This is a genomic window from Maribacter dokdonensis DSW-8, from assembly GCF_001447995.1.
Lineage (GTDB): Bacteria > Bacteroidota > Bacteroidia > Flavobacteriales > Flavobacteriaceae > Maribacter > Maribacter dokdonensis.
The window spans coordinates 905,905-926,316 of record NZ_LDPE01000002.1; the positions used below are offsets into that span (position 1 = coordinate 905,905).

The window sequence follows — 20,412 nt, forward strand, 5'->3', positions numbered from 1 at the left end:
TTTATAATATTCTTGTGGCTTTTACAAAGGCTTGGTTCCAAAAACCGTCTCTTAAAGAAGAAACGGTAACACCTCTTGAAGTAGATGCGTGTATAAAGGTTATTTCATCATTATCAGTACCCACCACCATACCTACGTGGTTAATTCGTTTTGATCCACGGGTGGTCTTAAAAAATAGTAAATCTCCTTTTTCAATATTCTTTACGGCTATTCTATGACCTTCTTCCGCCATATGAAAAGAAGTGCGTGGCAATTGCACATCATGCTCTCCAAAAGATACATATAATAACCCTGAACAATCCATCCCTTTTTTGGTAGTGCCACCAAATTTATATCGTGTGCCCGCAAATGAAAGAGCGGTATTGATAATGTCGTCTGCTTTTGTATTGGTCGGTGCTGGTGGGTTTATCTTGTGTTCTTTATGATAAGAAGGTTTTTCAGTATTACCCGTTCGCTCTTTATTTGCGGCGGCAACAGAGATTCTTCGTTCCTTGTCAGAACTGGAACTTTTTTTAACACCACAACTGGTTAAAAAACAAATAATTATTAAAAAGGGTAGTTTACGCATAAATTAGAGAATACACTGTAATACGTGTAACTTCAAAATTATAGAATTATTTTTTAAAATAGATCTACCTATGCAGTTTTAGCATTTTCAATGATCAAAGAAGCAGCATTGGAACTTGCCCCGGCACCACCTAATTTTTTAATAAGTTCATTGTAAGATGATAGTTGTTTTGTCCTTGCTTCACCATTTAAAATAAGGGAGAGCTCTTTTTTTAAATTCTGCTTAGTAAGGTCATCCTGTATAAGTTCTTTAACAACTTCTTTTTGCATGATAAGATTGACCAGAGAAATATACTCTAAAGTAATAATGCGTTTGGCAATTTGGTAAGAGATCCAATTTGCCTTATAGCAGACTACTTGTGGTACTTTGAACAGAGCAGTTTCTAATGTGGCCGTACCGCTGGTAACAAGGGCGGCTTTAGAAACCGTAAGTAAATCATACGTTTTATTTTGAATGAACTTTACATTGGCATCTTTTAAAAATGAGGCATAAAAATCTTTATCAAGACTAGGGGCGCCGGCAATAACAAATTCATAATCTGCAAATTCAGAAGTAAGTGAGAGCATTACACTGAGCATTTTTTGAACCTCTTGTTTTCTGCTTCCGGGAAGTAATGCAATAATTGGTTTTTCAAGGTCGAGATTATTTTGTGCCCTGAACTCACTTTCATTTAATATTGGTCTATTGGCAATGGCGTCCAATAAGGGATGTCCCACAAAATTGACAGGAAAATTATGTTTCTTTTCATAAAATTCTTTTTCAAAAGGCAGTATTACATACATGTTGTCTACCGTGGCTTTAATTTTTTCAATACGCCCCTCTCTTGATGCCCAAATTTGAGGAGATATGTAGTAATTGGTCAAGAAATTATGCTTTTTTGCCCATTTAGCAATACGTAAATTAAATCCGGAATAATCAATGAAAATTATAGCATCCGGTTGAAATGCCGCAATATCTTGTTTACAGAACTTAATATTTTTAAAAATAGCGTTCAGGTTCATGAGCACCTCAAGAAACCCCATGAAAGCAAGCTCTTTGTAATGTTTTACCAATGTTCCACCAGCATGTTGCATTAAATCTCCGCCCCAGCATCTGATCTGGGCATCACCATCTTTTGCCATGATCGCTTTGATCAGATTAGAACCATGTAGGTCGCCCGAGGCTTCACCTGCAATAATGTAGTATTTCATTTTAAAAGATTTTATAATAGAGAATTATAAAAGCGGTTAAAATGGTAGCGATCAAAACCCCTTTTGCTCTATGATCTCTTTTGATTTTTAAAAAACCAAAAAAAGCAATTAAGTTTAAAATGGCGCCCAATGCTAAAAGACTGCCAATATGCTCTTGAGTAACGGCAGCCTGAAATGTTTCGGTAATACTCAAATCAGAAAATAAAAGAATGTATAATAAAGTACCAATGGTATTAGCAATGATACCTACAATAAAACCGATTATAATTTCTTTTTTAATGTTCATTAAAGTGTTGCTTCTAAATAATATTATCAATTAAAAATTCCAGGTATTCAATTCCTGAATAACATGGTGTGCTGTTAAATCAAATTGAGTGGGTACTACTGAGATGTAACCATTGGCCAATGCCCATTCATCTGTATCTTCACCTTTGTCCAAAAGTTCAAACTCTCCCGTTAGCCAATAATAATCTTTACCCATGGGGTTGGTTCGTTTGTCAAATTTTTCTTTCCAATTTGCCTTTGCTTGTCTACATACTTTAATGCCTTTTATTTTTTTCTTTTCTAGCTTAGGTATATTGACATTCAAAACCGTTCTTTTAGGAATGCCATTTTCTAAAGCTTGGGTAACGATCGTAGCAATAAAATCTTGTGCATGGGAAAAATCTGCATCCCAATTATAGTCACAAAGAGAGAAGCCAATAGCGGGAATGCCCTCTATACCAGCTTCAATGGCCGCACTCATGGTACCGGAATAAATAACGTTGATAGAAGAATTTGCACCATGGTTTATGCCACTGACACAGATGTCGGGTTTTTTGGGCAGTAACTCTTGCAATGCCAATTTTACACAATCCGCAGGTGTTCCGCTACAACTATATTCTTCAATATCATCATTGTCCAAGTCTATTTTCATTTTTTTTGAAAATAGGGCGGTGTCCAAGGTAATAGCATGCCCCATACCAGATTGCGGACTATCCGGTGCAACGACCACGACATCTCCTATTTTTTTCATGATGGAGATCAGCATGCGTAATCCGGGTGCGGTAATACCATCATCGTTGGTAACTAAAATCAATGGTTTTTCCATAGCGTATACTTTCTGTAGTAAAAATACGTTTTTAAATATGATATGTTCCGATGGCCGTTTAACAAAAAATTAATCGCAAGCCCATTAAATGGCATGGTTTTTTCTTTACCTTAGAGGTTTAAGTGGCTTTTACCACTACTGTAAACCCTCAAATTCGGAGATATTGAAAAGGAAAGTAAAAGATAATTTTATGAAAAGAAATTTAGCCTACGTACTGTTATTGATGTTAGCGGCAGTTGCATCATGCAGTTTTACCAATAAGAATTTTGAAAATGACGATAAGGATAAATTATTGTTGGATCTCATCACTTACGTACTTGAAAAGGGGCATTATGAGCCAAAAGCATTGAACGACGATTTTTCCGTTCATGTATTTGAAGACTTCATAGATGTCATAGATCCTACCAAAAGATATTTTTTAGCTTCGGATATTGCCGAGTTCGAAAAATATAAGTTTCAAATTGATGATGAAATTAAAAATACCGACATCACTTTCTTTAATATAGTTTATGAAAGATTAATGCAACGTATGAATGATGCAAAGGGTATTTATAAAGAGGTTTTGGAAACTCCTTTTGATTATTCCGAAAACGAAAGCATCAGTATAAAATATGATGAAGAGCCTTTTGCGGCAAATAGGGAAGAGCTTAAAGAACGTTGGAGAAAGCAGTTGAAATATGCTACTTTGGGAACTTATGATTCTAAAATTTCTCACATGGAGAACAAGGAAATCGAAAGTACCGATGAACATGATCATACTGCTCATTCACCAAAAGAAGCTGAAGAACAATCTAGAAAATCTACGGAAACTACATTGGATGAATTTTTTGATTTTGTTGGTGATTTAGAGCGCAAAGATTGGTTTGTACAATACATCAATACCATTGTAGATGAGTTTGATCCACATACCTTCTACTTCGCTCCAGAAGAAAAAGAAAAGTTTGATACCAGCATGTCTGGTAAATTTGAGGGTATTGGGGCAAGACTTCAGAAAAAGCCGGAAGGTGCAAAGATTGTAGAGATCATTTCTGGCGGACCAGTTTGGAGAGATCAACGATTAGAAGTTGGTGACGAAATTATCAAGGTAGGTCAAAATGGTGAAGAACCTATAAATATTGTTGGTATGCGTTTAGATGATGCCATCAAATTAATTAAAGGTGCACAAGGTACCGTTGTAGATTTAACGGTAAGAAAAGTAGATGGGTCATTAGATGTGGTTTCATTGACAAGAGATGTTGTAGAATTGGAAGAGTCATATGCGAAATCTGCCAATATTATTAAGGGACAAGAGAAATTTGGGATTATTAATTTACCAAAGTTCTATGTTGATTTTAATGATTATAGCGAAAGAAACGCAGCTACAGATGTAGCCAAAGAAGTAGAACGTTTGAAGGATGAAGGCATGGAAGGTCTTATTTTGGATTTACGTGATAATGGTGGTGGATCTTTAAAGACCGTTGTTGAAATGGCAGGTCTATTTATAAAAGATGGACCAATTGTTCAGGTTCGTTCTAAAGATAAGGGTAAAGATGTTTATGATGATAAAGACGAAAGAATACAATGGGATGGTCCTTTGGTTATTCTTGTAAATGAATTGTCTGCATCGGCCTCTGAAATTTTAGCTGCGGCAATGCAAGATTACAAAAGAGCAATTGTAATTGGTAGTAAGCAAACATTTGGTAAAGGCACGGTACAAAATGTAATACCGCTGAACAATATGTTGCGTAGTAATGAACATGGAGATTTGGGAGCTATAAAGATTACGACCCAAAAGTTCTACAGAATTAACGGCGGTTCTACACAATTAGAGGGTGTAAAAAGTGATATCATTGTTCCAGATAGATATAGTTATATTGATTTAGGCGAAAGAGATCAATCCAATCCATTAGGGTGGGATAAGATTACTCCTGCGGATTATAAAGCTTGGGATGGTTATATAGATTACGAAAAAACTATTGCCGATAGTAAAAAACGTATGGCCAACAGTCCTCAAATTAAATTGATCGAAGAAAATGCCAAATGGTTAAAGGCTGAACAAGACGAGACGGAAATTTCTTTGAATTATGATACCTATAAAGAAGAAAAAGACAAGGATAAAGAACAATCTGATTATTTTAAAAAGCTAACGGATTACGATTCACAACTTACCTTTCAATCTCTAGGATATGAGGAACAATTATTTACAAAAGATTCAGTTTTACGTGAAAAACGTAATAGATGGCATAAAAATCTAGCCAAAGACGTTTACGTTGAAGAAGCGGTAAATGTTTTAGAAGATTTAAAAATGAATAACATTAAGCAAGGCAAATTGGCAAGTGTTAAGAATTAAAGAGTTAAATAAGCTATTAAAGCCGCTACATATTTATGCAGCGGCTTTTTTTTTGAGTTAGATATATTTTGCGAATTGTGGTTTTCCAAATTCAGCTAATTCATTATTACTATTTCGAATTTTTCTGCTTTGAATATAGGTCACAAAAAGTAGCACTATACATACTACTGCAGATGCACCGTTACCATCTTTCACGGCTAAATGGGCTAAGGCACCTAAGGTGTAGTTCATGAAAAAACCTGCGTATACCCACTCTAAGGTCCAGTGAGATTTGTTCAACAAAATCATGGTTAAACCAATAAACTGACAAACACCTAAAATGTAAATAAGATATATAGGATAACCTAGTTTATTGAAGGTTTCTGAAACCGTGTCAAAATTTATGACGGAGTTAATTATAGAGCCAATTACCGCTATAGCAAAAAGCCCTAGGGCAATATAGTAGAATGTTTTTTGAGATTTCATAATAAGTAAGATTTTAGGGTTACTATATCTCAAAAATAAACTCACCTATGAAGTAAAATTGACATTCATAGGTGAGCGGAAAATTTCTATAGATAAATAGAAATTTATGATCGTTAGGCAGAAAACAGTATTATTTCAGCAGCTTATCTGCATGTAGCTGCCTTAATTTTGCCAATTTAGGGTTAATGACCACTTGGCAATATCCTTGTTCAGAATTATTTTTATAATAATCTTGATGATAATCTTCTGCATCATAGAATATGCCAAGCGAGCTTAACTCGGTAACAATGGGCTTTTCATACACCTTCTGCATTTCACTTAAGACCATATTTGCTTTTTGCTGTTGACTGGCATTGTGATAGTAAATTACCGATCTGTATTGCGTTCCGGTATCTGCCCCTTGTCTATTCAAGGTCGTAGGGTCATGCGTGGTCATGAAGATAATCAGTATATCTTCATATGTTATTTCAGCTGGATCAAAAGTAATCTGTATAACCTCTGCATGTCCGGTAAGACCGGAACAGATTTCTCTATACGTAGGTCTTCCAGGGGCTTTGCCACCGGTATATCCTGAAACTACTTTATGAACACCTCTTACTTCTTGAAAAACGGCTTCTGTACACCAAAAACATCCACCGCCAACCGTAGCAACTTCAAAATTAGTATTATCCATTAGCTTCCTCCTTTTCTAATTGCATAGATTCAGAATTAATGCAGTACCGTAATCCGCTTGGTTCTGGTCCGTCAGGAAAAACATGTCCTAAATGGGCATCGCAAGTATTGCACATAACCTCAACTCGTATCATTCCAAAAGAGGTGTCTTTGTGATATTTTATGGCGTTTTCTTTAATAGGTTGCGTAAAGCTTGGCCATCCTGTACCAGATTCAAACTTAATAGTTGAATCGAATAAAGGTGTGGCACAACAAATACATTCATATTTGCCTGCTTCATGCGCAGAACATAAGGCACCTGAATGCGGGGCTTCGGTTCCTTTTTTACGAGTAATTTTAAATTGTTGGGGCGTAAGTACATTTTTCCATTCCAGTTCGGTTTTTTCAACCCTTTGGTCTGGTTCAGGATTACCATTTACTGAAAAATGAATAACATCTTTCCAAGTTAACATCATAATATTTCCTTTCGTTTTAGACTTATTATACTGGCTTTATTGGTCGGTAAATTGCTTTGATTCTTACAAAATTACGGTAATTTTGGCGCATGGCATACCGTAATAAAAATAGAACTATTTATAGCGTTCTAATTCTTATTTGCGTAGTTGGTTTTTGGTTGTTTGAAAATTTTTATACCCCGGCTACGTATTCAAAAACCGATACAGATAATGGTCCCAATGATTTTCCAGAAGAGTTGTTACCCGAGTCCACCACAGGAGAAATTGTAAATCATTCATTTTTTACCCTGTCTTATAATGAACCATATGAGCAAGCAGAGTGGGTAGCCTATGTGTTGGATAAAAGTCATTTGACGTATGATGATAGAAAGCGGCCATATTTTATTGAAGACCCGTTTGTATCATCAAAATCTGCCGATTGGCGTAATTATAAAGGGTCTGGCTATGATCGCGGGCATTTGGTACCGGCTGGTGATCGTAGGTTTTCCCTACAAGCTTATAATGAAACCTTTTATACCAGTAATATAAGTCCGCAAAATAGGGAGTTCAATGCTGGTATTTGGAACGATTTAGAGCAACAGACAAGACGTTGGGCAAAACAATATGGCACGTTGTATATATTTACTGGTGGCGTATTGGAAAAAGGTTTAGAAGAAATAGGGGAAGAGGATGTTGATGTTCCTGATCATTTTTATAAAATTATTGCCAGAAAAAAAGATGATAAGATATACACGCTTTCTTTTTTAATCCCCAATAAACCCCAATTCGCATCACTCAGAAATTTTGTGGTATCTGTGGAAGAAGTTGAAAAAGCTACGGGTATTGATTTTTTTAACCAAATATCAAAAAATCAACAAAGTGCTTTTGAGGGGAGTAAAAGTACGGTGGGCTGGAAATTTTAAAAACCTTCTTTTAATCTATTGGTATCTAGTCTTAAGAATACAAAAAGTAAAATTGTAAAGAATAAAAGACCGGATCCCCCATAACTAAAGAAAGGCAAGGGTATACCTATAGTAGGTAAAATACCTATTACCATTCCAATGTTGATGAAATAATGAATTAAAAGGATAGATATTACACCGTAACCGTACATACGGGCAAAGGCATTTTTTTGACGTTCCGCCAATGAAATCAATCTTAGGAACAACACCGAGAACAGAATTATTACGGTAGCCGTACCCAAGAAGCCCCATTCTTCCCCAACGGTGCTAAAAATATAATCTGTATCCTGTTCAGGTACAAAGTCGCCTTTTGTTCTTGTACCTTCTAAAAAGCCTTTACCAAAAAATCCTCCAGACTCAATTGCTTTTTCAGATTGGTAGGTATTGTATCCGATAGACTTTCTAATTTGCTCTAATTTTTTTGGATCTTTCTCCAATCTTAACCATAGTCCAAAACGATCTCTATGGCGTTGTTCAAAAACATTGTTGAATACAAAGTTTACCGAAAGAGAGAAAAGTATAACTGCAGCATACGTTAGGCTAAGTGGTATAACGGGAATTTTGAAAGTTTTCTTTTTTAGTGCAAATAAAATTATGGTAAATAATACCATACCGATTACAAGCCAAACCGTACCATACATTAGGGTAATAACAAATACGAGAATTAAACTTACTAGCACTACTAAATAATAGAGTGGTAAGCCTTCTCTAAAGATAACGAAAATTAAGGCAAAGAATACCAAGGCGCTACCAGGGTCCGGTTGTGGTATGATCAATAATGCGGGTACTATAATAATTAGCAACGCATAAAATTGATCTTTTCTTCTTTTGATATCTGTTTGTATATCACTTAAGTATTTTGCTAATGCTAAAGCAGTGGCCACTTTAGCCAGCTCAGAGGGTTGCAAATTGAAAAAACCAAGATCATACCAAGAAGTTGCTCCGGCAATGGTTTTACCAAATACGAACAAGCCAAGTAGGGAAACCATTGAAATAAGGTAGAAGAGACTAGAAAATCTTTCGTAAAAATTGACCTCCAATGCTAAGATAATAACAATGGTCACTAGGCTTACCCCTATGAAAAATAGTTGCTTTCCATACCTGGTACCAATGTCGAATATGGAACTACTGTCATCTGTAAAGGTGCTGGAATATATATTGATCCAGCCAATGAGCACCAGTGCAAAATAGATGAAAACACTTAGCCAGTCTATTCTTTTGAGTATACTTCTACCAGACACGCTCGTTTATTTTGAACTCCTCCCCACTGTAGGGTTTCGCGTATTCGGCTTCCAATGTTTTTTCCAACATTCTTTTTTCCAAATCCTTTCTGGAAATTTCTCCTTTTAGGTATTTCTCTATCATAAGCGTGGCAATGTGGCCAGCATATCTAGAGCCAAAGTAGCCATTTTCAATATAAACGGCGATGGCAATTTTAGGATCGTCTACAGGTGCAAATGCCACAAAAACGGAATGGTCCGTCAATTGGGTACGTACACCATCTATTTTGGTAAAATTCTCCGCCGTACCAGTTTTTCCTGCTACTTCTATTCCTGGTATCTGTAACCATCTTGCAGTACCGCTTACATAAACATCTGCCATACCTTGAACTACCGGCTCAAAATATTTTGGGTCGATCGTTGTGTGCTTTGCTTCGGTAAATTTTGGTTCTGTAATATCTTTGCCTTCAATTTTCTTTAAAATGTGCGGTGTAAAATAGTGCCCTCTGTTGGCAATGGCAGCTGTCATGTTCGCTAATTGTACAGGAGTTGCCAATATTTCACCTTGCCCAATAGAATTTGAGATAATATAAGACGAACTCCATCTATTATCCCCATACCACTTGTCATAATATTCTTTACTAGGAATACGACCTCTTTGACCAAATGGCAAATCGTAACCTAAATAATCGCCTAGACCAAAGCTTCGCATGTGTTTTTCCCACACATCCATGGCTTCATCCGTAGTTTCGAATTTTTCGAATATTTTTCTGAAGGCACCAGCAAAATAAGCGTTGCATGATTGAGATATTCCGTTATTTAGTTTTCTTAAACCTCCACCACAGTGGCAGCCTCTTTTTTTCTTGCCCACATAAAAACCGTGATAACACTGAATGGTCGTAGACTCATCCAAAACCCCTTCTTGAAGGGCGATGAGTGCGTTCAGCGTTTTAAATGGTGATCCAGGGGGTTGCTGTGCATGAATGGATCGGTCCCAGGTAGGGTTCGCTATGGTATCGTTATAAAGTTTAGTATAGTTTTTTGAACGTTCTCTACCAACCAATAATGCAGGGTCGTATGTTGGCCCGGAAATCATGGAGAGAATTTCTCCTGTAGCAGGTTCTATAGCTACAATACCACCTCTTTTTCCGTTCATTAGGGTTTCACCATACTCTTGTAAGGTTTTATCTATGGTAATACTAATTTGTTTTCCTTGCTCAGGTAAAGTATCTAATTCCCCATTTTTATATGGACCAATATCTCTATTGAATCTGTCTTTTTGTATGTATTGCACACCCTTTCTTCCTCTTAAAAGGTCTTCGTAATAACGTTCTACTCCAGTTCTGCCTTTTAATTCACCTTGTACATAATACTTGTTAACGGCAAGATCTCCTTCGTTTACCTCGCTTATATACCCAAGAACATTGGCTGCACTGGGTGTGTCGTAATAACGTAAAGATCTTTTTTGAATATAGAAACCTTTGTATTTACGCATTTTCTCTTGGAGCTTAGCATAATCTTGTTTTGATAGTTGAGGTACAAGTACAGAAGGAAGTCTAGGGGAGTATACTCTTGCTTTTCTTAATTTTTCAACGAATTTCTCTTTTTCTATGCCTAAAAGCCCACAAAACTCTAAAGTGTCCAGAGCCTTTACTTCTCTTGGTATGACCATGACGTCATAAGCAGGATCATTACCTACTAATAGATGACCATTACGATCGTATATGTAGCCACGTTCTGGATAATCATAAATAGCTTTAATTGCGGGGTCTTCTAAAACCTGTTCTGCAGAAAAACTAAAAATTTGCAAATAGGATAGCCTTCCCAAAAAGGTAATTGCGATTACAATGATAATAGATGATAAAAGAATTTTTCTCATTCTTTTTTAGTGCTGAATAACGTACTGAACAAAATGCCTAATATCAACGTGGAAATACCCACTACGACTGTTTTTTGTAAAATTAACAAGCTATTTGCAAAGCTGAAAATTTCTAAAGTGAAGTATACCAAGTGATGTATTATAATCAATAACGCTAAAAACGTAAATTGTTGTGCCTTAGTGCTATTGTTTAACTTAAAACTTTGAAATTCATAATTGACACCAAAGACAAAACGCATTATGGTTGGTCTTAAATAGGCTATGGTTACTGTGGCCGCTGCGTTAATGGCAAGTGTGTCAGAGAAAATATCTACGCAAAGACCTAAGAAAAAACATAGAAGTATAAAGGTAGTTCTATTTTGTTTGATAGGATACCAGTAAAGAAAGAGAATGTAAACCAGTGGGTTTATATACCCAAAAAAATTCAATTTATTGAATACTAGTACTTGTACCAGTACCAATAAAATAAATCGGAGTACAATTAAAAATGTCGTACTATTGATCATTGGCCTCTGTTTCTGCTTCTAGTTCTAAAACTTCTTTGCGATTTAAATTTTTAATGATGTATATAGTCCCAATATTGGTCATGTCATTGAACAGTTCTACATTAATAAAGTAGAAACTTTTAGAATTGTCCAAATCAAAACTTTTAATGGTTCCTATAGGTATATTCTCCGGGAAAATGCTACTCATGGCTCCCGTTACAATGGTATCGCCAATGGTTAACGGCACCAATCTTGGAATGTCAATTAGTTGAACAACATTATAGTCGGTCGTGTTTTCCCAAACTAAAGATCCAAAGTGGTTAGAGTTTTTGATTTTAGCGTTTATGGTAGATTTGTCACTTAAAATACTCTGCACGGTAGAAAAATTATTTGACGTGTTTTCCACGATGCCAAGAATACCTTTATCAGTTATAACACCCATATCTTGTGCAATACTATCGTTTTCACCTTTATTGATAGTTATATAATTACGTTGATCGGCATAGCTGTTATTAATTGCCCTACCCCTAATTATTTCATAATTAACAGAAGTAGAATCTATCCTTGAAGGCGATAGTAATACGTTGTTGAATAGCCTATCCCTAAGTCGTTTGTTTTCCTCTACCAGCCTGTTGTTTTCTTCCCTTAATCCAAAATAAGAAGTTATATTATCTGAGAATGTATATATACTTCCAGTAATATAGTTGGAGGAATTTAAAAATTTAGATTGATGGTACGAATGCGATTGAAATGTAAAAATGAATGATATAAAGAGCAAAAAAAGGTATAGTAAGAAAATCTTATTCCTAATTAAAAAATTTATGATCTGCTGCATTCACCTCTAAATTTTTACTCAATAATTGAGATTTGAAATTAACTCTCGTTAGTTAAGTTCTAACAAGTATTAACTTGTAAAACATCATCATAACCACTATTAAATGATTTTTAAACTTTACTAAAGGTTGTTTATCGTGAAGTTAAAAAGTTATTCTTAAAAAAAGAACTTCTTACTTGATCAATATACTCTTATAGCGTTCTAGATTTTTTAATGCAATACCGGTACCACGAACAACTGCACGTAAAGGATCTTCCGCGATATACACAGGTAGATCGGTTTTTTGTGATAGCCTTCTATCCAGACCACGTAGCATAGAACCACCACCGGCAAGATAAATACCTGTATTGTAAATATCGGCAGCTAATTCTGGTGGAGTTTGGGATAATGTTTCCATTACCGCATCTTCTACACGTAAAATAGATTTGTCAAGAGCTTTAGCTATTTCTCTATATGAAATTTGAACTTGTTTTGGCTTTCCTGTTAAAAGATCGCGTCCCTGAACCGACTTCTCATCTGGTGGAGATTGTAGGTCTTCGGTTGCCGAACCTATTTCTATTTTAATGGCTTCTGCAGTACTTTCACCTACATAAAGGTTATGCTGGGTACGCATGTAATAAATAATGTCGTTGGTAAATACATCACCTGCAATTTTAACCGACTTATCACAAACAATACCACCAAGTGCAATTACTGCAATTTCAGTAGTACCACCCCCTATATCAACAATCATATTACCTTTTGGTTGCATAATGTCTAAACCTATACCAATAGCTGCTGCCATTGGTTCGTGGATCAAATACACCTCTTTACCGTTAACACGTTCTGCAGATTCTTTTACGGCACGCATTTCTACTTCTGTAATTCCACTAGGAATACAAATAACTAAACGCAATGCTGGCGGAAACCATTTTTTCTTTAATGCCGGAATGTTCTTAATAAACATCATCAACATTTTCTCAGAAGCGTCAAAATCAGCTATTACACCATCTTTCAATGGTCTAATAGTTTTAATATTTTCATGGGTCTTTCCTTGCATCATGTTGGCTTCTTTACCAACTGCAATGATTTTACCGCTAATTCTATCTCTAGCAACTATTGACGGACTGTCAACAACTACCTTGTCATTATGAATTATAAGGGTGTTCGCTGTACCTAAATCTATAGCTATTTCCTCGGTCAAGAAATCAAAAAATCCCATATGTGATGTTTAAATTTTAGATAAAAGGGTGTATTTCATCGACAAAAGTAATGAAATTAATGCTTGAAATGACGTGTGCCTGTCATCACCATTGAAATTTTGTGTTCGTTGCAATAATCTATGCTTAATTGGTCTTTTATGGATCCCCCTGGTTGTATTACACTGGTGATTCCTGCTTTATCGGCAATTTCAACACAGTCTGGGAACGGGAAGAAAGCATCACTTGCCATAACCGCACCTTTAAGGTCAAAATTAAAAGACTCTGCTTTGTGTATTGCTTGGTTCAAGGCATCTACTCTACTGGTTTGACCGGTACCACTTGCGCAAAGTTGTTTGTTTTTGGCTAAAACAATGGTATTGGATTTTGTATGCTTACAAAGTTTTGATGCAAAAATTAAATCTTCTAACTCTTGATCAGTAGGTTTAGTGGTAGTTGCATTCGTAAGGTCAGCAATGGCATCTGTTTTATGATCTTTTTCTTGAAGAAGCATACCGTTTAAACAAGTTCTTACTTGCATTTCTGGCATGTCAACTTCATTTTGGATCAAGATGATTCTGTTTTTCTTTCCTTTTAAAATTTCCAATGCCTCAGCATTGTAGCTTGGAGCTATAACTACCTCGCAGAATAATTTATGTATTTCCTCTGCTGTAGCCTTATCAATTTCTTTGTTACTGATTAAAACACCGCCAAAAGCAGATACGGGGTCACCGGCTAAAGCGTCTACATAAGCTTGGTGTAACGTGTCTCTTTGTGCTAGTCCGCAAGCATTGTTATGTTTCAAAATAGCAAAGGTTGGTGCGTCATTTTTAAACTCTAACATTAAGTTTACAGCTGCATCAACATCCAATAGATTGTTATATGATAATTCTTTACCGTGAAGCTTGGAGAACATTGCATCAAAATCACCAAAGAAGAATCCTTTTTGGTGAGGGTTTTCTCCGTAGCGTAAAACCTTACCGGAAGTTTCACTGACTTTAAGCGCGGCTAAATCATGGTTTTGGTTGAAATAATTGAAAATAGCAGTATCGTAGTGGGAGGAAACATTGAAAGATTTAGCAGCAAAACGCTTTCTATCTTCTAGGCTAATGTTTCCGTTATCTGCAGAAATAACTTCAAGAAAATCAGCATAATCTTCCATAGAGGAAACGCAGGTAACATCTTTAAAGTTCTTGGCTGCGGCACGTATAAGCGAAATACCACCTATATCTATCTTCTCAATGATATCTTGCTCAGAAGCACCACTGGCAACCGTTTTTTCAAACGGATACAGATCCACAATAACAATGTCTATTTGCGGAATTTCAAACTCTGCCAACTGTGCAACATCACTTTCGTTATCCTGTCTGTTTAAAATACCGCCAAATACTTTTGGGTGTAAAGTTTTAACTCTTCCTCCTAAAATAGAAGGGTAGCTTGTTACATCCTCTACGGGAACAACGTCTATTCCTAAATCAGTGATGAATTTTTCGGTTCCTCCAGTGGAGTAAATAGTGATTCCTAATTCTTGAAATTTTCTTACTATCGGCTCTAATCCGTCTTTATGAAAAACTGAAATTAAGGCTGAAGACGCTTTTTTTACACTGCTCATTGTATGATGCTTAAATGTTTTTAATAAGCAAGCAAAAGTAATTTTTTTGCGGTTACAAAATGGCGTAGTTTATCAACAAAAACCCTAAAGTTTTAAAGAATTTTGGCTACTTCAAAATTAACGAATTCCAAAAAGGTCTCATCTGCCTTTGTAAATGGGTCTGGAGTATTGGAATCTATGTCTATTTGCCCAATGTTTTCACCATTTAAAAATAAGGGTATAACTATTTCTGATTTCACGGTAATACTGCAGGCTATATAGTTGTCTTGGGCCTGTACATCTGGCACCACAAAATTTTCATTACTTTCTGCAACCTGCCCGCAAATGCCTTTGCCAAAAGGAATAATGGTATGGTCTGTTGGTGCACCGGCGTATTGGCCTAGTTTTAGCTCGCGCTTATCCCCGTTTTTAAAATAAAACCCTACCCAATCATAATGTGGTACTTCGGCTTTTAGAAGTTCACAAATGGCTAGCATTTTTGCATCTGGAGTTTTGTTTGAGTCTATAATGGAGCTTACTTGAGGGCGCAATAAATTGAACATACCTTTTTTTGACAAAAATACATATTGTTATTGTGTAACAATAGACTCTAAAACAAAAAAAGAGGATGTATTTAAACATCCTCTTTTTAACTATTTGATTATGATTTAAGATTATGGTTGAATCTTTACATCGAATTCAATAAAGTCGTTATTGTTGAAGCCAGGTTCTATGGCTGTAATTTTAATTAAACCTTTTTTGCCGTAGTTATCTACAAATTCAATAATATCGCCTACACTTAAGTTCGTGATTTTTTGGGCGCTAGAACTTGTAATAAAATTTAATTCACTGTTTAAGGCTATTGCATCAAATGCAGTGACATCTATTGTTGTAGAAGTTGCAAAAAACATTTGGTTCAATGTTTCGGTAGCGGCATTCTCTTCCTCTGCGCCAGGCTTAAGCCCTTCTACATCAAATCCAAAAGAAGCATCATATTGTTCCGTTGAAGCAAAAGAAGCGTTGTCGCCGGCAGAAGGGCCGGAAGCACCGTAGTAGTATCCAAAATCCCAGAAAGCTCTAAACTCAGGTCCCACATCAATTCTATATACAGTTTCATTTAATAGGGAAAAGAAAGATTCCGTTGATCCATCTTGTGCAGGTGCAAATAGTTTAATATCTGTAAATTCCCTAACTGCAGCTACAGGGTTTGCGCCTGTACCTACGGTAACTGTAATTTGACCTACTCCTAATGCCAATCTTTTTGAGCTATCTCGAAAATCACCTTTGCCTGTAGTGGTCCAAAATGAGTAAACAATTTCACCGTTTTCAATATCTGGTACAGGAAGTGGAAATGAAAAATCTATTTCTTTCTTGGTGGCGCCATCTAAATCTATAGAGCCGTCTGCTTTCAGTGCTTTGTCAAGATCATCACTTTCCAAATCAAAAGAACTAAAAGGCATTTCACCTTGACCTAAGTAATTTTGTGTAATATACATTCTACGTTGAGTAGTGGCATCTGAGGTAAAAATAACCCTACCGGTTACATTCGTGCCCGCTTCTCCGCTAGCAGAGGCAGAAGTTATGTTCGATGAAGGTACGGCCTCATTGAAAACTATTGTTGCTACCTCCGGTTCATCAGTGTCATCGCCATCATCACCGCCAGTGTTATCTGGTATTGGGGTGTCAAAAACAGATCCGTCGTCTGAACTACAACTGCCTATAAAAAGCGCAATAGTGCAAATAAGAAAAGTGGTTTTTAATTGTTTTTTCATAATTGTTAAAAATTTAGTTATTGGTTATTACGTTAATGTGTTCAGTGCTTTTAACTTGAAAAAAGTTTTTATCGTATATGTTTTGCAATATTTCTTAATGAAATTACTAGGGATTTAATGTCTTGTACTAAATTTCATTAAATATGTGATTTTTAATTTTTTATAATCTGTAACTTTGTAGTCATGAAAAATTTGTTTCATAAGCTGTTTTCCTTGACAATGGTATTTCTGTTGTTGTTGTCCACTATTTCGTGGACGGTAGAGAAGCATCTTTGTATGGGGCGTGTTATGGATGTTGGTGTATTTACAAATGCAGATGATTGTTGTTTGGGATTAGATGCTTTGTCAACAAGTGATGAGCCAATTGAAGATAAAAAGCCTTGTTGTGACAATGAAGTGTTTACCATGCAAGGGCAAGATGATTTGACTTATCATGAAACAGATTTAGATTTCCCTTTAAAGATATTTTTGTATTCTTATGCAAGGACCTATGTAGGCTTGTTTGTAGAAACGGAATATGATATTCTTTGTAATGTGAATCCTCCTCCTATACTCACTGAGGATTTACATATTCTTCACGAAGTTTTTTTAATTTGATTCCAATTGATAATGGTATTTAATGCCATGTCGTAAATGGTAGATACCCGTTAAAAGTTAAATATTCCTTGCTGGAACTCATGTAGGTGGCATGGTCTCAATATTTAAATTTTATGTCTTAGTGTACAGGATGCACAGATTAGGGAATAAATGAAATGAAATACTTCGAAAAAAAAATAATGAATAAATATATAGTAATACTAATAACGGCTATGCTGCCTGCTTTTATATTTTCGCAAGAACAAGAAAAGGTGGACGGTGTGGTCTTAGATTCAGAAGGCTCAAATGCGCTTAGTCTTTCTGGTGCCAATGTGTATTGGCAAGATTCCCAAACGGGAGTGGTAACTAATTTTGATGGTAAATTTTCCATACCTTATTTAAGAGGGCATAATAAATTAATTATTAGTTATGTAGGTTTTGAAAGTGATACGTTGGTTATAAATGAACCTAAGACAATTCGTATTAGTTTAAAGCCTTCAAATGAGCTAGATGAGGTGGTGGTGCAACAAGAGCGTGATGCTATTCAGAAAACCTATTTTAGTCCGCAGAATGTGATTACGGTAAATAGCGATGAACTTTTAAAAGCGGCCTGTTGTAATTTGGCGGAAAGTTTTGAAACCAATCCGGCTATTGACGTGAACCTGTCCGATGGGCTAACGGGAACCAAGCAAATTGAAATGTTAGGTTTAACCAGTCCGTATTTATTGATAACCCAAGAAAATATTCCAATGGTGCGCGGTGCATCGCAAGCTTATGGCTTAACGTTTACACCAGGTACATGGATAGAAAGTATTCAAATAACCAAAGGGGCTGGTAGTGTTGTTAATGGCTATGAAAGTATTTCAGGGCAAATAAATACAGAGCTCGTAAAGCCGTTAACCGATAATGCCGTATTTGTAAATGGATATGTAAATCAAAATGGGCGTTATGAATTGAATACCCATTTCAATAGAAAGTTAACGGAAAAGTTGAGCACAGGACTTTATGTTCATGGTAATACCAGAACGCAAAAAGAGGATGACAATAATGACGGATTTTTAGATGCACCCTTGGGTAAGCAATTAAATGTAATGAACAGATGGCAATATCAAGATGCCGAAAAAGGATGGGTTAGTTTCTTCAATATTCGTTTTTTGAATGATGAAAAACAAGTAGGGCAAGTGGATTTTGAGCCAGATACGGATAGAGTAGATGGTGGAAATAGGTCACAGAGCGGAGCCGAAGTTCCTGCACTGAGCGAAGCCGAAGTGTGGGGAAGTGAAATCAATACCCGCCGGTTTGATACGTCAATTAAGTTAGGTTATGTTTTTCCGGAATTGCCTTTTCAAAGTCTAGGTTTTCAAACTTCTTACAGTTTACATAAACAAGATTCCTACTTTGGATTTAGAACCTATGATATTACCCATGAAAGTTTGTATAGCAACCTCATATTCAATTCCATTATAGGTGATACTAGAAATAAGTTCAAAACCGGTATTACTTTCGCTTACGATGGTTATGATGAATTGGTGTCGGCAACAGATTACTCTAGAGTAGATAATTCTGTAGGTGCATTTATGGAGTACAGTTATGAGAATTTAGAAAAAGTGAGTTTAACCGCAGGTTTACGTGTAGATAATCATAATAGATTGGGAACATTTGTGACACCTAGGTTTCACATTAGATATACACCATGGGAAAAAGGAAGTTTACGGGGGTCTTTTGGTAGAGGTAAAAGGGCAGCCAATATTTTTGCCGAGAATCAGCAGCTATTTGGCTCTGCAAGAACCATCAATATTGCCAGTACAGATGGTGAAGTTTATGGTTTGGAGCCGGAAGATGCATGGAATTATGGAGTAAGTTTTTTGCAAGGATTTAATTTCTTGAACAAAAAAGGTGATATTACTTTAGATTATTACATCACTGATTTTAAGAATCAGGTAGTAGTAGATTGGGAGAACCCTCAGGAAGTTTCTTTCTACAATTTAGATGGTGATAGTAGTGCCAAGAGTTTTCAGGTTGAGGTGAATTATGAACTATTACCACGGTTAGACTTAAGAACATCATATAAATTCTATGATGTTTCAACAGACTATAGAAGCGGAAATCTTCAAAAACCCTTACTGGCGCAACATCGATTTTTTGTTAATTTAGGGTATGAAACCGAAGCCAAGGAGAACGGATCTCAGTGGAAGTTTGATTATACCTTGCATAGTATGGGTAAGAAAAGACTACCGGATACAAGTAGCAACCCTGTAGCGTACCAGTTGGCTGAGTATTCATCGCCTTATAACCATATGAATGCTCAAATTACCAAGGTGTTCTCAAAAAGTGTTGAGGTATATGTAGGAGGTGAAAATCTTTCTGATGTACAGCAAGACAACCCTGTTTTAGGGGCAGATGATCCGTTTGGTCCAAATTTTGATACTACAATAGTGTTTGCGCCAATTATGGGTAGAATGTTCTATGCGGGCTTTAGATTTAAAATTTAATTTATCAATTAATATACATATTATGAAAACAACTATTTTATCCATTGCAATGATGCTAATTGCCGTGATAACCTATGCACAAGAGAAGAATAAGAAAATGACATTTGATGTCAATGGTAAATGCGCCATGTGTAAAGAGCGTATTGAAGAAGCTGCGCTGAATGTGAAAGGGGTAAAGTATGCAAATTGGAGCATACCAACGCACCAGTTGGATATTATAATGGATGAGCGCAAAACCGATGCAATGAAAATAAAAACGGCTATCGTTGCCGTTGGTCATGATACCAAAGAATTAAAAGCCACAGAAGAAGCTTATAATAGTGTACATCCTTGTTGTAGATATAGGGAAGACAATTCTGATGATGGTCAACATCATGATGGTAACTAGATAATTGCTTTGTTTAGAGTGAGGTTTTGAAAAGAAAAAAAATGGGTGAAATTTTAGTTAATCTTTTGCCAACAAAATAATCACCGATCAAAATCTGAAATACATTAGCTATAGATTTATTTTTAAATTCTATACCAATGGCACAAGCAAAATCAGCAGGGAAACCAGCTGCAAAGCCTGCACCGGCAAAAGCTGGTAAAAAGGCTGCTCCAAAAGCTGCTCCTAGAAAGAAGTAGTCTAGTTATTGCCTTTAGAAGGCATACTGTTTTGGACATGAAAACCACCT

The 20,412-nt window shown here is 36.1% G+C and carries 20 protein-coding genes; 5 read left to right on the forward strand and 15 right to left on the reverse strand.

The window, feature by feature from the left end; genetic code table 11:
- Window position 1: 1 nt before the first annotated feature.
- From I600_RS13495 to surE, 4 genes are all read right to left on the reverse strand, one after another.
- Window positions 2-568, reverse strand: a complete 567-nt coding sequence (locus I600_RS13495; protein WP_058105048.1) for a C40 family peptidase — start codon at window positions 566-568, stop codon at window positions 2-4.
- 68 nt (window positions 569-636) lie between these two features.
- On the reverse strand, window positions 637-1,758 hold the full coding sequence (gene lpxB, locus I600_RS13500) for a lipid-A-disaccharide synthase (protein WP_058105049.1): 1,122 nt from the start codon (window positions 1,756-1,758) through the stop codon (window positions 637-639).
- 1 nt (window position 1,759) lies between these two features.
- Window positions 1,760-2,044: a hypothetical protein gene (locus I600_RS13505; RefSeq protein ID WP_058105050.1), complete on the reverse strand. Its 285-nt coding sequence runs from the start codon at window positions 2,042-2,044 to the stop codon at window positions 1,760-1,762.
- A gap of 30 nt (window positions 2,045-2,074) precedes the next feature.
- A complete protein-coding gene (surE, locus tag I600_RS13510; RefSeq protein ID WP_058105051.1) occupies window positions 2,075-2,848 on the reverse strand; it encodes a 5'/3'-nucleotidase SurE in 774 nt (257 codons plus the stop codon).
- Between the two features lie 190 nt (window positions 2,849-3,038).
- On the opposite strand from surE, the gene I600_RS13515 reads away from it, so the two are divergent.
- Complete coding sequence (locus tag I600_RS13515) at window positions 3,039-5,177, forward strand: carboxy terminal-processing peptidase (protein WP_058105145.1); 2,139 nt, start codon at window positions 3,039-3,041, stop codon at window positions 5,175-5,177.
- Between the two features lie 57 nt (window positions 5,178-5,234).
- On the opposite strand, the gene I600_RS13520 is transcribed toward I600_RS13515, so the two are convergent.
- The 3 genes from I600_RS13520 to msrB form a co-directional block, all read right to left on the reverse strand.
- Entirely contained in the window at window positions 5,235-5,642 is a 408-nt protein-coding gene (locus I600_RS13520) for a DoxX family protein (RefSeq protein WP_058105052.1), read from the reverse strand.
- Window positions 5,643-5,772: 130 nt separating this feature from the next.
- The gene (gene msrA, locus I600_RS13525; protein WP_058105053.1) at window positions 5,773-6,315 is read right to left on the reverse strand and encodes a peptide-methionine (S)-S-oxide reductase MsrA; all 543 of its coding nucleotides are present in this window, start codon (window positions 6,313-6,315) and stop codon (window positions 5,773-5,775) included.
- The gene (gene msrB / locus I600_RS13530; protein ID WP_058105054.1) at window positions 6,308-6,766 is read right to left on the reverse strand and encodes a peptide-methionine (R)-S-oxide reductase MsrB; all 459 of its coding nucleotides are present in this window, start codon (window positions 6,764-6,766) and stop codon (window positions 6,308-6,310) included. The genes msrA and msrB overlap by 8 nt, the downstream gene beginning before the upstream one ends.
- Before the next feature lie 92 nt (window positions 6,767-6,858).
- Here msrB and I600_RS13535 point away from each other — a divergent pair, with 92 nt between their 5' ends.
- Window positions 6,859-7,671 (forward strand): DNA/RNA non-specific endonuclease, encoded by an 813-nt coding sequence (locus I600_RS13535; RefSeq protein ID WP_058105055.1) that lies wholly within the window; start codon window positions 6,859-6,861, stop codon window positions 7,669-7,671.
- Here I600_RS13535 and rodA read toward each other — a convergent pair.
- The 8 genes from rodA to I600_RS13575 form a co-directional block, all read right to left on the reverse strand.
- On the reverse strand, window positions 7,668-8,951 hold the full coding sequence (gene rodA, locus I600_RS13540) for a rod shape-determining protein RodA (protein ID WP_058105056.1): 1,284 nt from the start codon (window positions 8,949-8,951) through the stop codon (window positions 7,668-7,670). The two genes, I600_RS13535 and rodA, sit on opposite strands and share 4 nt — an antisense overlap.
- Window positions 8,941-10,809, reverse strand: coding sequence for a penicillin-binding protein 2 (mrdA, locus tag I600_RS13545; protein WP_058105057.1), 1,869 nt, complete (start codon window positions 10,807-10,809; stop codon window positions 8,941-8,943). Before mrdA ends, rodA begins: the two co-directional genes overlap by 11 nt.
- Complete coding sequence (gene mreD / locus I600_RS13550; RefSeq protein WP_058105058.1) at window positions 10,806-11,315, reverse strand: rod shape-determining protein MreD; 510 nt, start codon at window positions 11,313-11,315, stop codon at window positions 10,806-10,808. Before mreD ends, mrdA begins: the two co-directional genes overlap by 4 nt.
- Window positions 11,305-12,129, reverse strand: a complete 825-nt coding sequence (gene mreC / locus I600_RS13555) for a rod shape-determining protein MreC (protein WP_058105059.1) — start codon at window positions 12,127-12,129, stop codon at window positions 11,305-11,307. The genes mreD and mreC overlap by 11 nt, the downstream gene beginning before the upstream one ends.
- 172 nt (window positions 12,130-12,301) lie before the next feature.
- A complete protein-coding gene (locus I600_RS13560; RefSeq protein WP_027066022.1) occupies window positions 12,302-13,330 on the reverse strand; it encodes a rod shape-determining protein in 1,029 nt (342 codons plus the stop codon).
- Between the two features lie 56 nt (window positions 13,331-13,386).
- A complete protein-coding gene (gene purH, locus I600_RS13565) occupies window positions 13,387-14,919 on the reverse strand; it encodes a bifunctional phosphoribosylaminoimidazolecarboxamide formyltransferase/IMP cyclohydrolase (protein WP_058105060.1) in 1,533 nt (510 codons plus the stop codon).
- 92 nt (window positions 14,920-15,011) lie between these two features.
- Window positions 15,012-15,461 (reverse strand): GAF domain-containing protein, encoded by a 450-nt coding sequence (locus I600_RS13570; RefSeq protein ID WP_058105061.1) that lies wholly within the window; start codon window positions 15,459-15,461, stop codon window positions 15,012-15,014.
- Window positions 15,462-15,572: 111 nt separating this feature from the next.
- Window positions 15,573-16,670, reverse strand: a complete 1,098-nt coding sequence (locus tag I600_RS13575) for a hypothetical protein (RefSeq protein ID WP_058105062.1) — start codon at window positions 16,668-16,670, stop codon at window positions 15,573-15,575.
- A 183-nt stretch (window positions 16,671-16,853) separates the two neighbouring features.
- Here I600_RS13575 and I600_RS13580 point away from each other — a divergent pair, with 183 nt between their 5' ends.
- The 3 genes from I600_RS13580 (at window position 16,854) to I600_RS13590 (ending at window position 20,126) form a co-directional block, all read left to right on the forward strand.
- Window positions 16,854-17,267 carry an HYC_CC_PP family protein gene (locus I600_RS13580; protein WP_091601643.1) on the forward strand — a complete coding sequence of 138 codons (414 nt, stop codon included), beginning with the start codon at window positions 16,854-16,856 and terminating at the stop codon, window positions 17,265-17,267.
- A 179-nt stretch (window positions 17,268-17,446) separates the two neighbouring features.
- Window positions 17,447-19,738, forward strand: coding sequence for a TonB-dependent receptor (locus tag I600_RS13585; RefSeq protein WP_058105146.1), 2,292 nt, complete (start codon window positions 17,447-17,449; stop codon window positions 19,736-19,738).
- A 22-nt stretch (window positions 19,739-19,760) separates the two neighbouring features.
- On the forward strand, window positions 19,761-20,126 hold the full coding sequence (locus tag I600_RS13590) for a heavy-metal-associated domain-containing protein (RefSeq protein ID WP_058105147.1): 366 nt from the start codon (window positions 19,761-19,763) through the stop codon (window positions 20,124-20,126).
- Window positions 20,127-20,412: the final 286 nt, after the last annotated feature.

Bases quoted from the DNA above. Each gene is read 5' to 3' on its own strand.
- I600_RS13495 (WP_058105048.1), bottom strand. From the start codon at position 568: ATGCGTAAACTACCCTTTTTAATAATTATTTGTTTTTTAACCAGTTGT.
- lpxB (WP_058105049.1), bottom strand. From the start codon at position 1,758: ATGAAATACTACATTATTGCAGGTGAAGCCTCGGGCGACCTACATGGT.
- I600_RS13505 (WP_058105050.1), bottom strand. From the start codon at position 2,044: ATGAACATTAAAAAAGAAATTATAATCGGTTTTATTGTAGGTATCATT.
- surE (WP_058105051.1), bottom strand. From the start codon at position 2,848: ATGGAAAAACCATTGATTTTAGTTACCAACGATGATGGTATTACCGCA.
- I600_RS13515 (WP_058105145.1), top strand. From the start codon at position 3,039: ATGAAAAGAAATTTAGCCTACGTACTGTTATTGATGTTAGCGGCAGTT.
- I600_RS13520 (WP_058105052.1), bottom strand. From the start codon at position 5,642: ATGAAATCTCAAAAAACATTCTACTATATTGCCCTAGGGCTTTTTGCT.
- msrA (WP_058105053.1), bottom strand. From the start codon at position 6,315: ATGGATAATACTAATTTTGAAGTTGCTACGGTTGGCGGTGGATGTTTT.
- msrB (WP_058105054.1), bottom strand. From the start codon at position 6,766: ATGTTAACTTGGAAAGATGTTATTCATTTTTCAGTAAATGGTAATCCT.
- I600_RS13535 (WP_058105055.1), top strand. From the start codon at position 6,859: ATGGCATACCGTAATAAAAATAGAACTATTTATAGCGTTCTAATTCTT.
- mrdA (WP_058105057.1), bottom strand. From the start codon at position 10,809: ATGAGAAAAATTCTTTTATCATCTATTATCATTGTAATCGCAATTACC.
- mreD (WP_058105058.1), bottom strand. From the start codon at position 11,315: ATGATCAATAGTACGACATTTTTAATTGTACTCCGATTTATTTTATTG.
- mreC (WP_058105059.1), bottom strand. From the start codon at position 12,129: ATGCAGCAGATCATAAATTTTTTAATTAGGAATAAGATTTTCTTACTA.
- I600_RS13560 (WP_027066022.1), bottom strand. From the start codon at position 13,330: ATGGGATTTTTTGATTTCTTGACCGAGGAAATAGCTATAGATTTAGGT.
- purH (WP_058105060.1), bottom strand. From the start codon at position 14,919: ATGAGCAGTGTAAAAAAAGCGTCTTCAGCCTTAATTTCAGTTTTTCAT.
- I600_RS13570 (WP_058105061.1), bottom strand. From the start codon at position 15,461: ATGTTCAATTTATTGCGCCCTCAAGTAAGCTCCATTATAGACTCAAAC.
- I600_RS13575 (WP_058105062.1), bottom strand. From the start codon at position 16,670: ATGAAAAAACAATTAAAAACCACTTTTCTTATTTGCACTATTGCGCTT.
- I600_RS13580 (WP_091601643.1), top strand. From the start codon at position 16,854: ATGAAAAATTTGTTTCATAAGCTGTTTTCCTTGACAATGGTATTTCTG.
- I600_RS13585 (WP_058105146.1), top strand. From the start codon at position 17,447: ATGAATAAATATATAGTAATACTAATAACGGCTATGCTGCCTGCTTTT.
- I600_RS13590 (WP_058105147.1), top strand. From the start codon at position 19,761: ATGAAAACAACTATTTTATCCATTGCAATGATGCTAATTGCCGTGATA.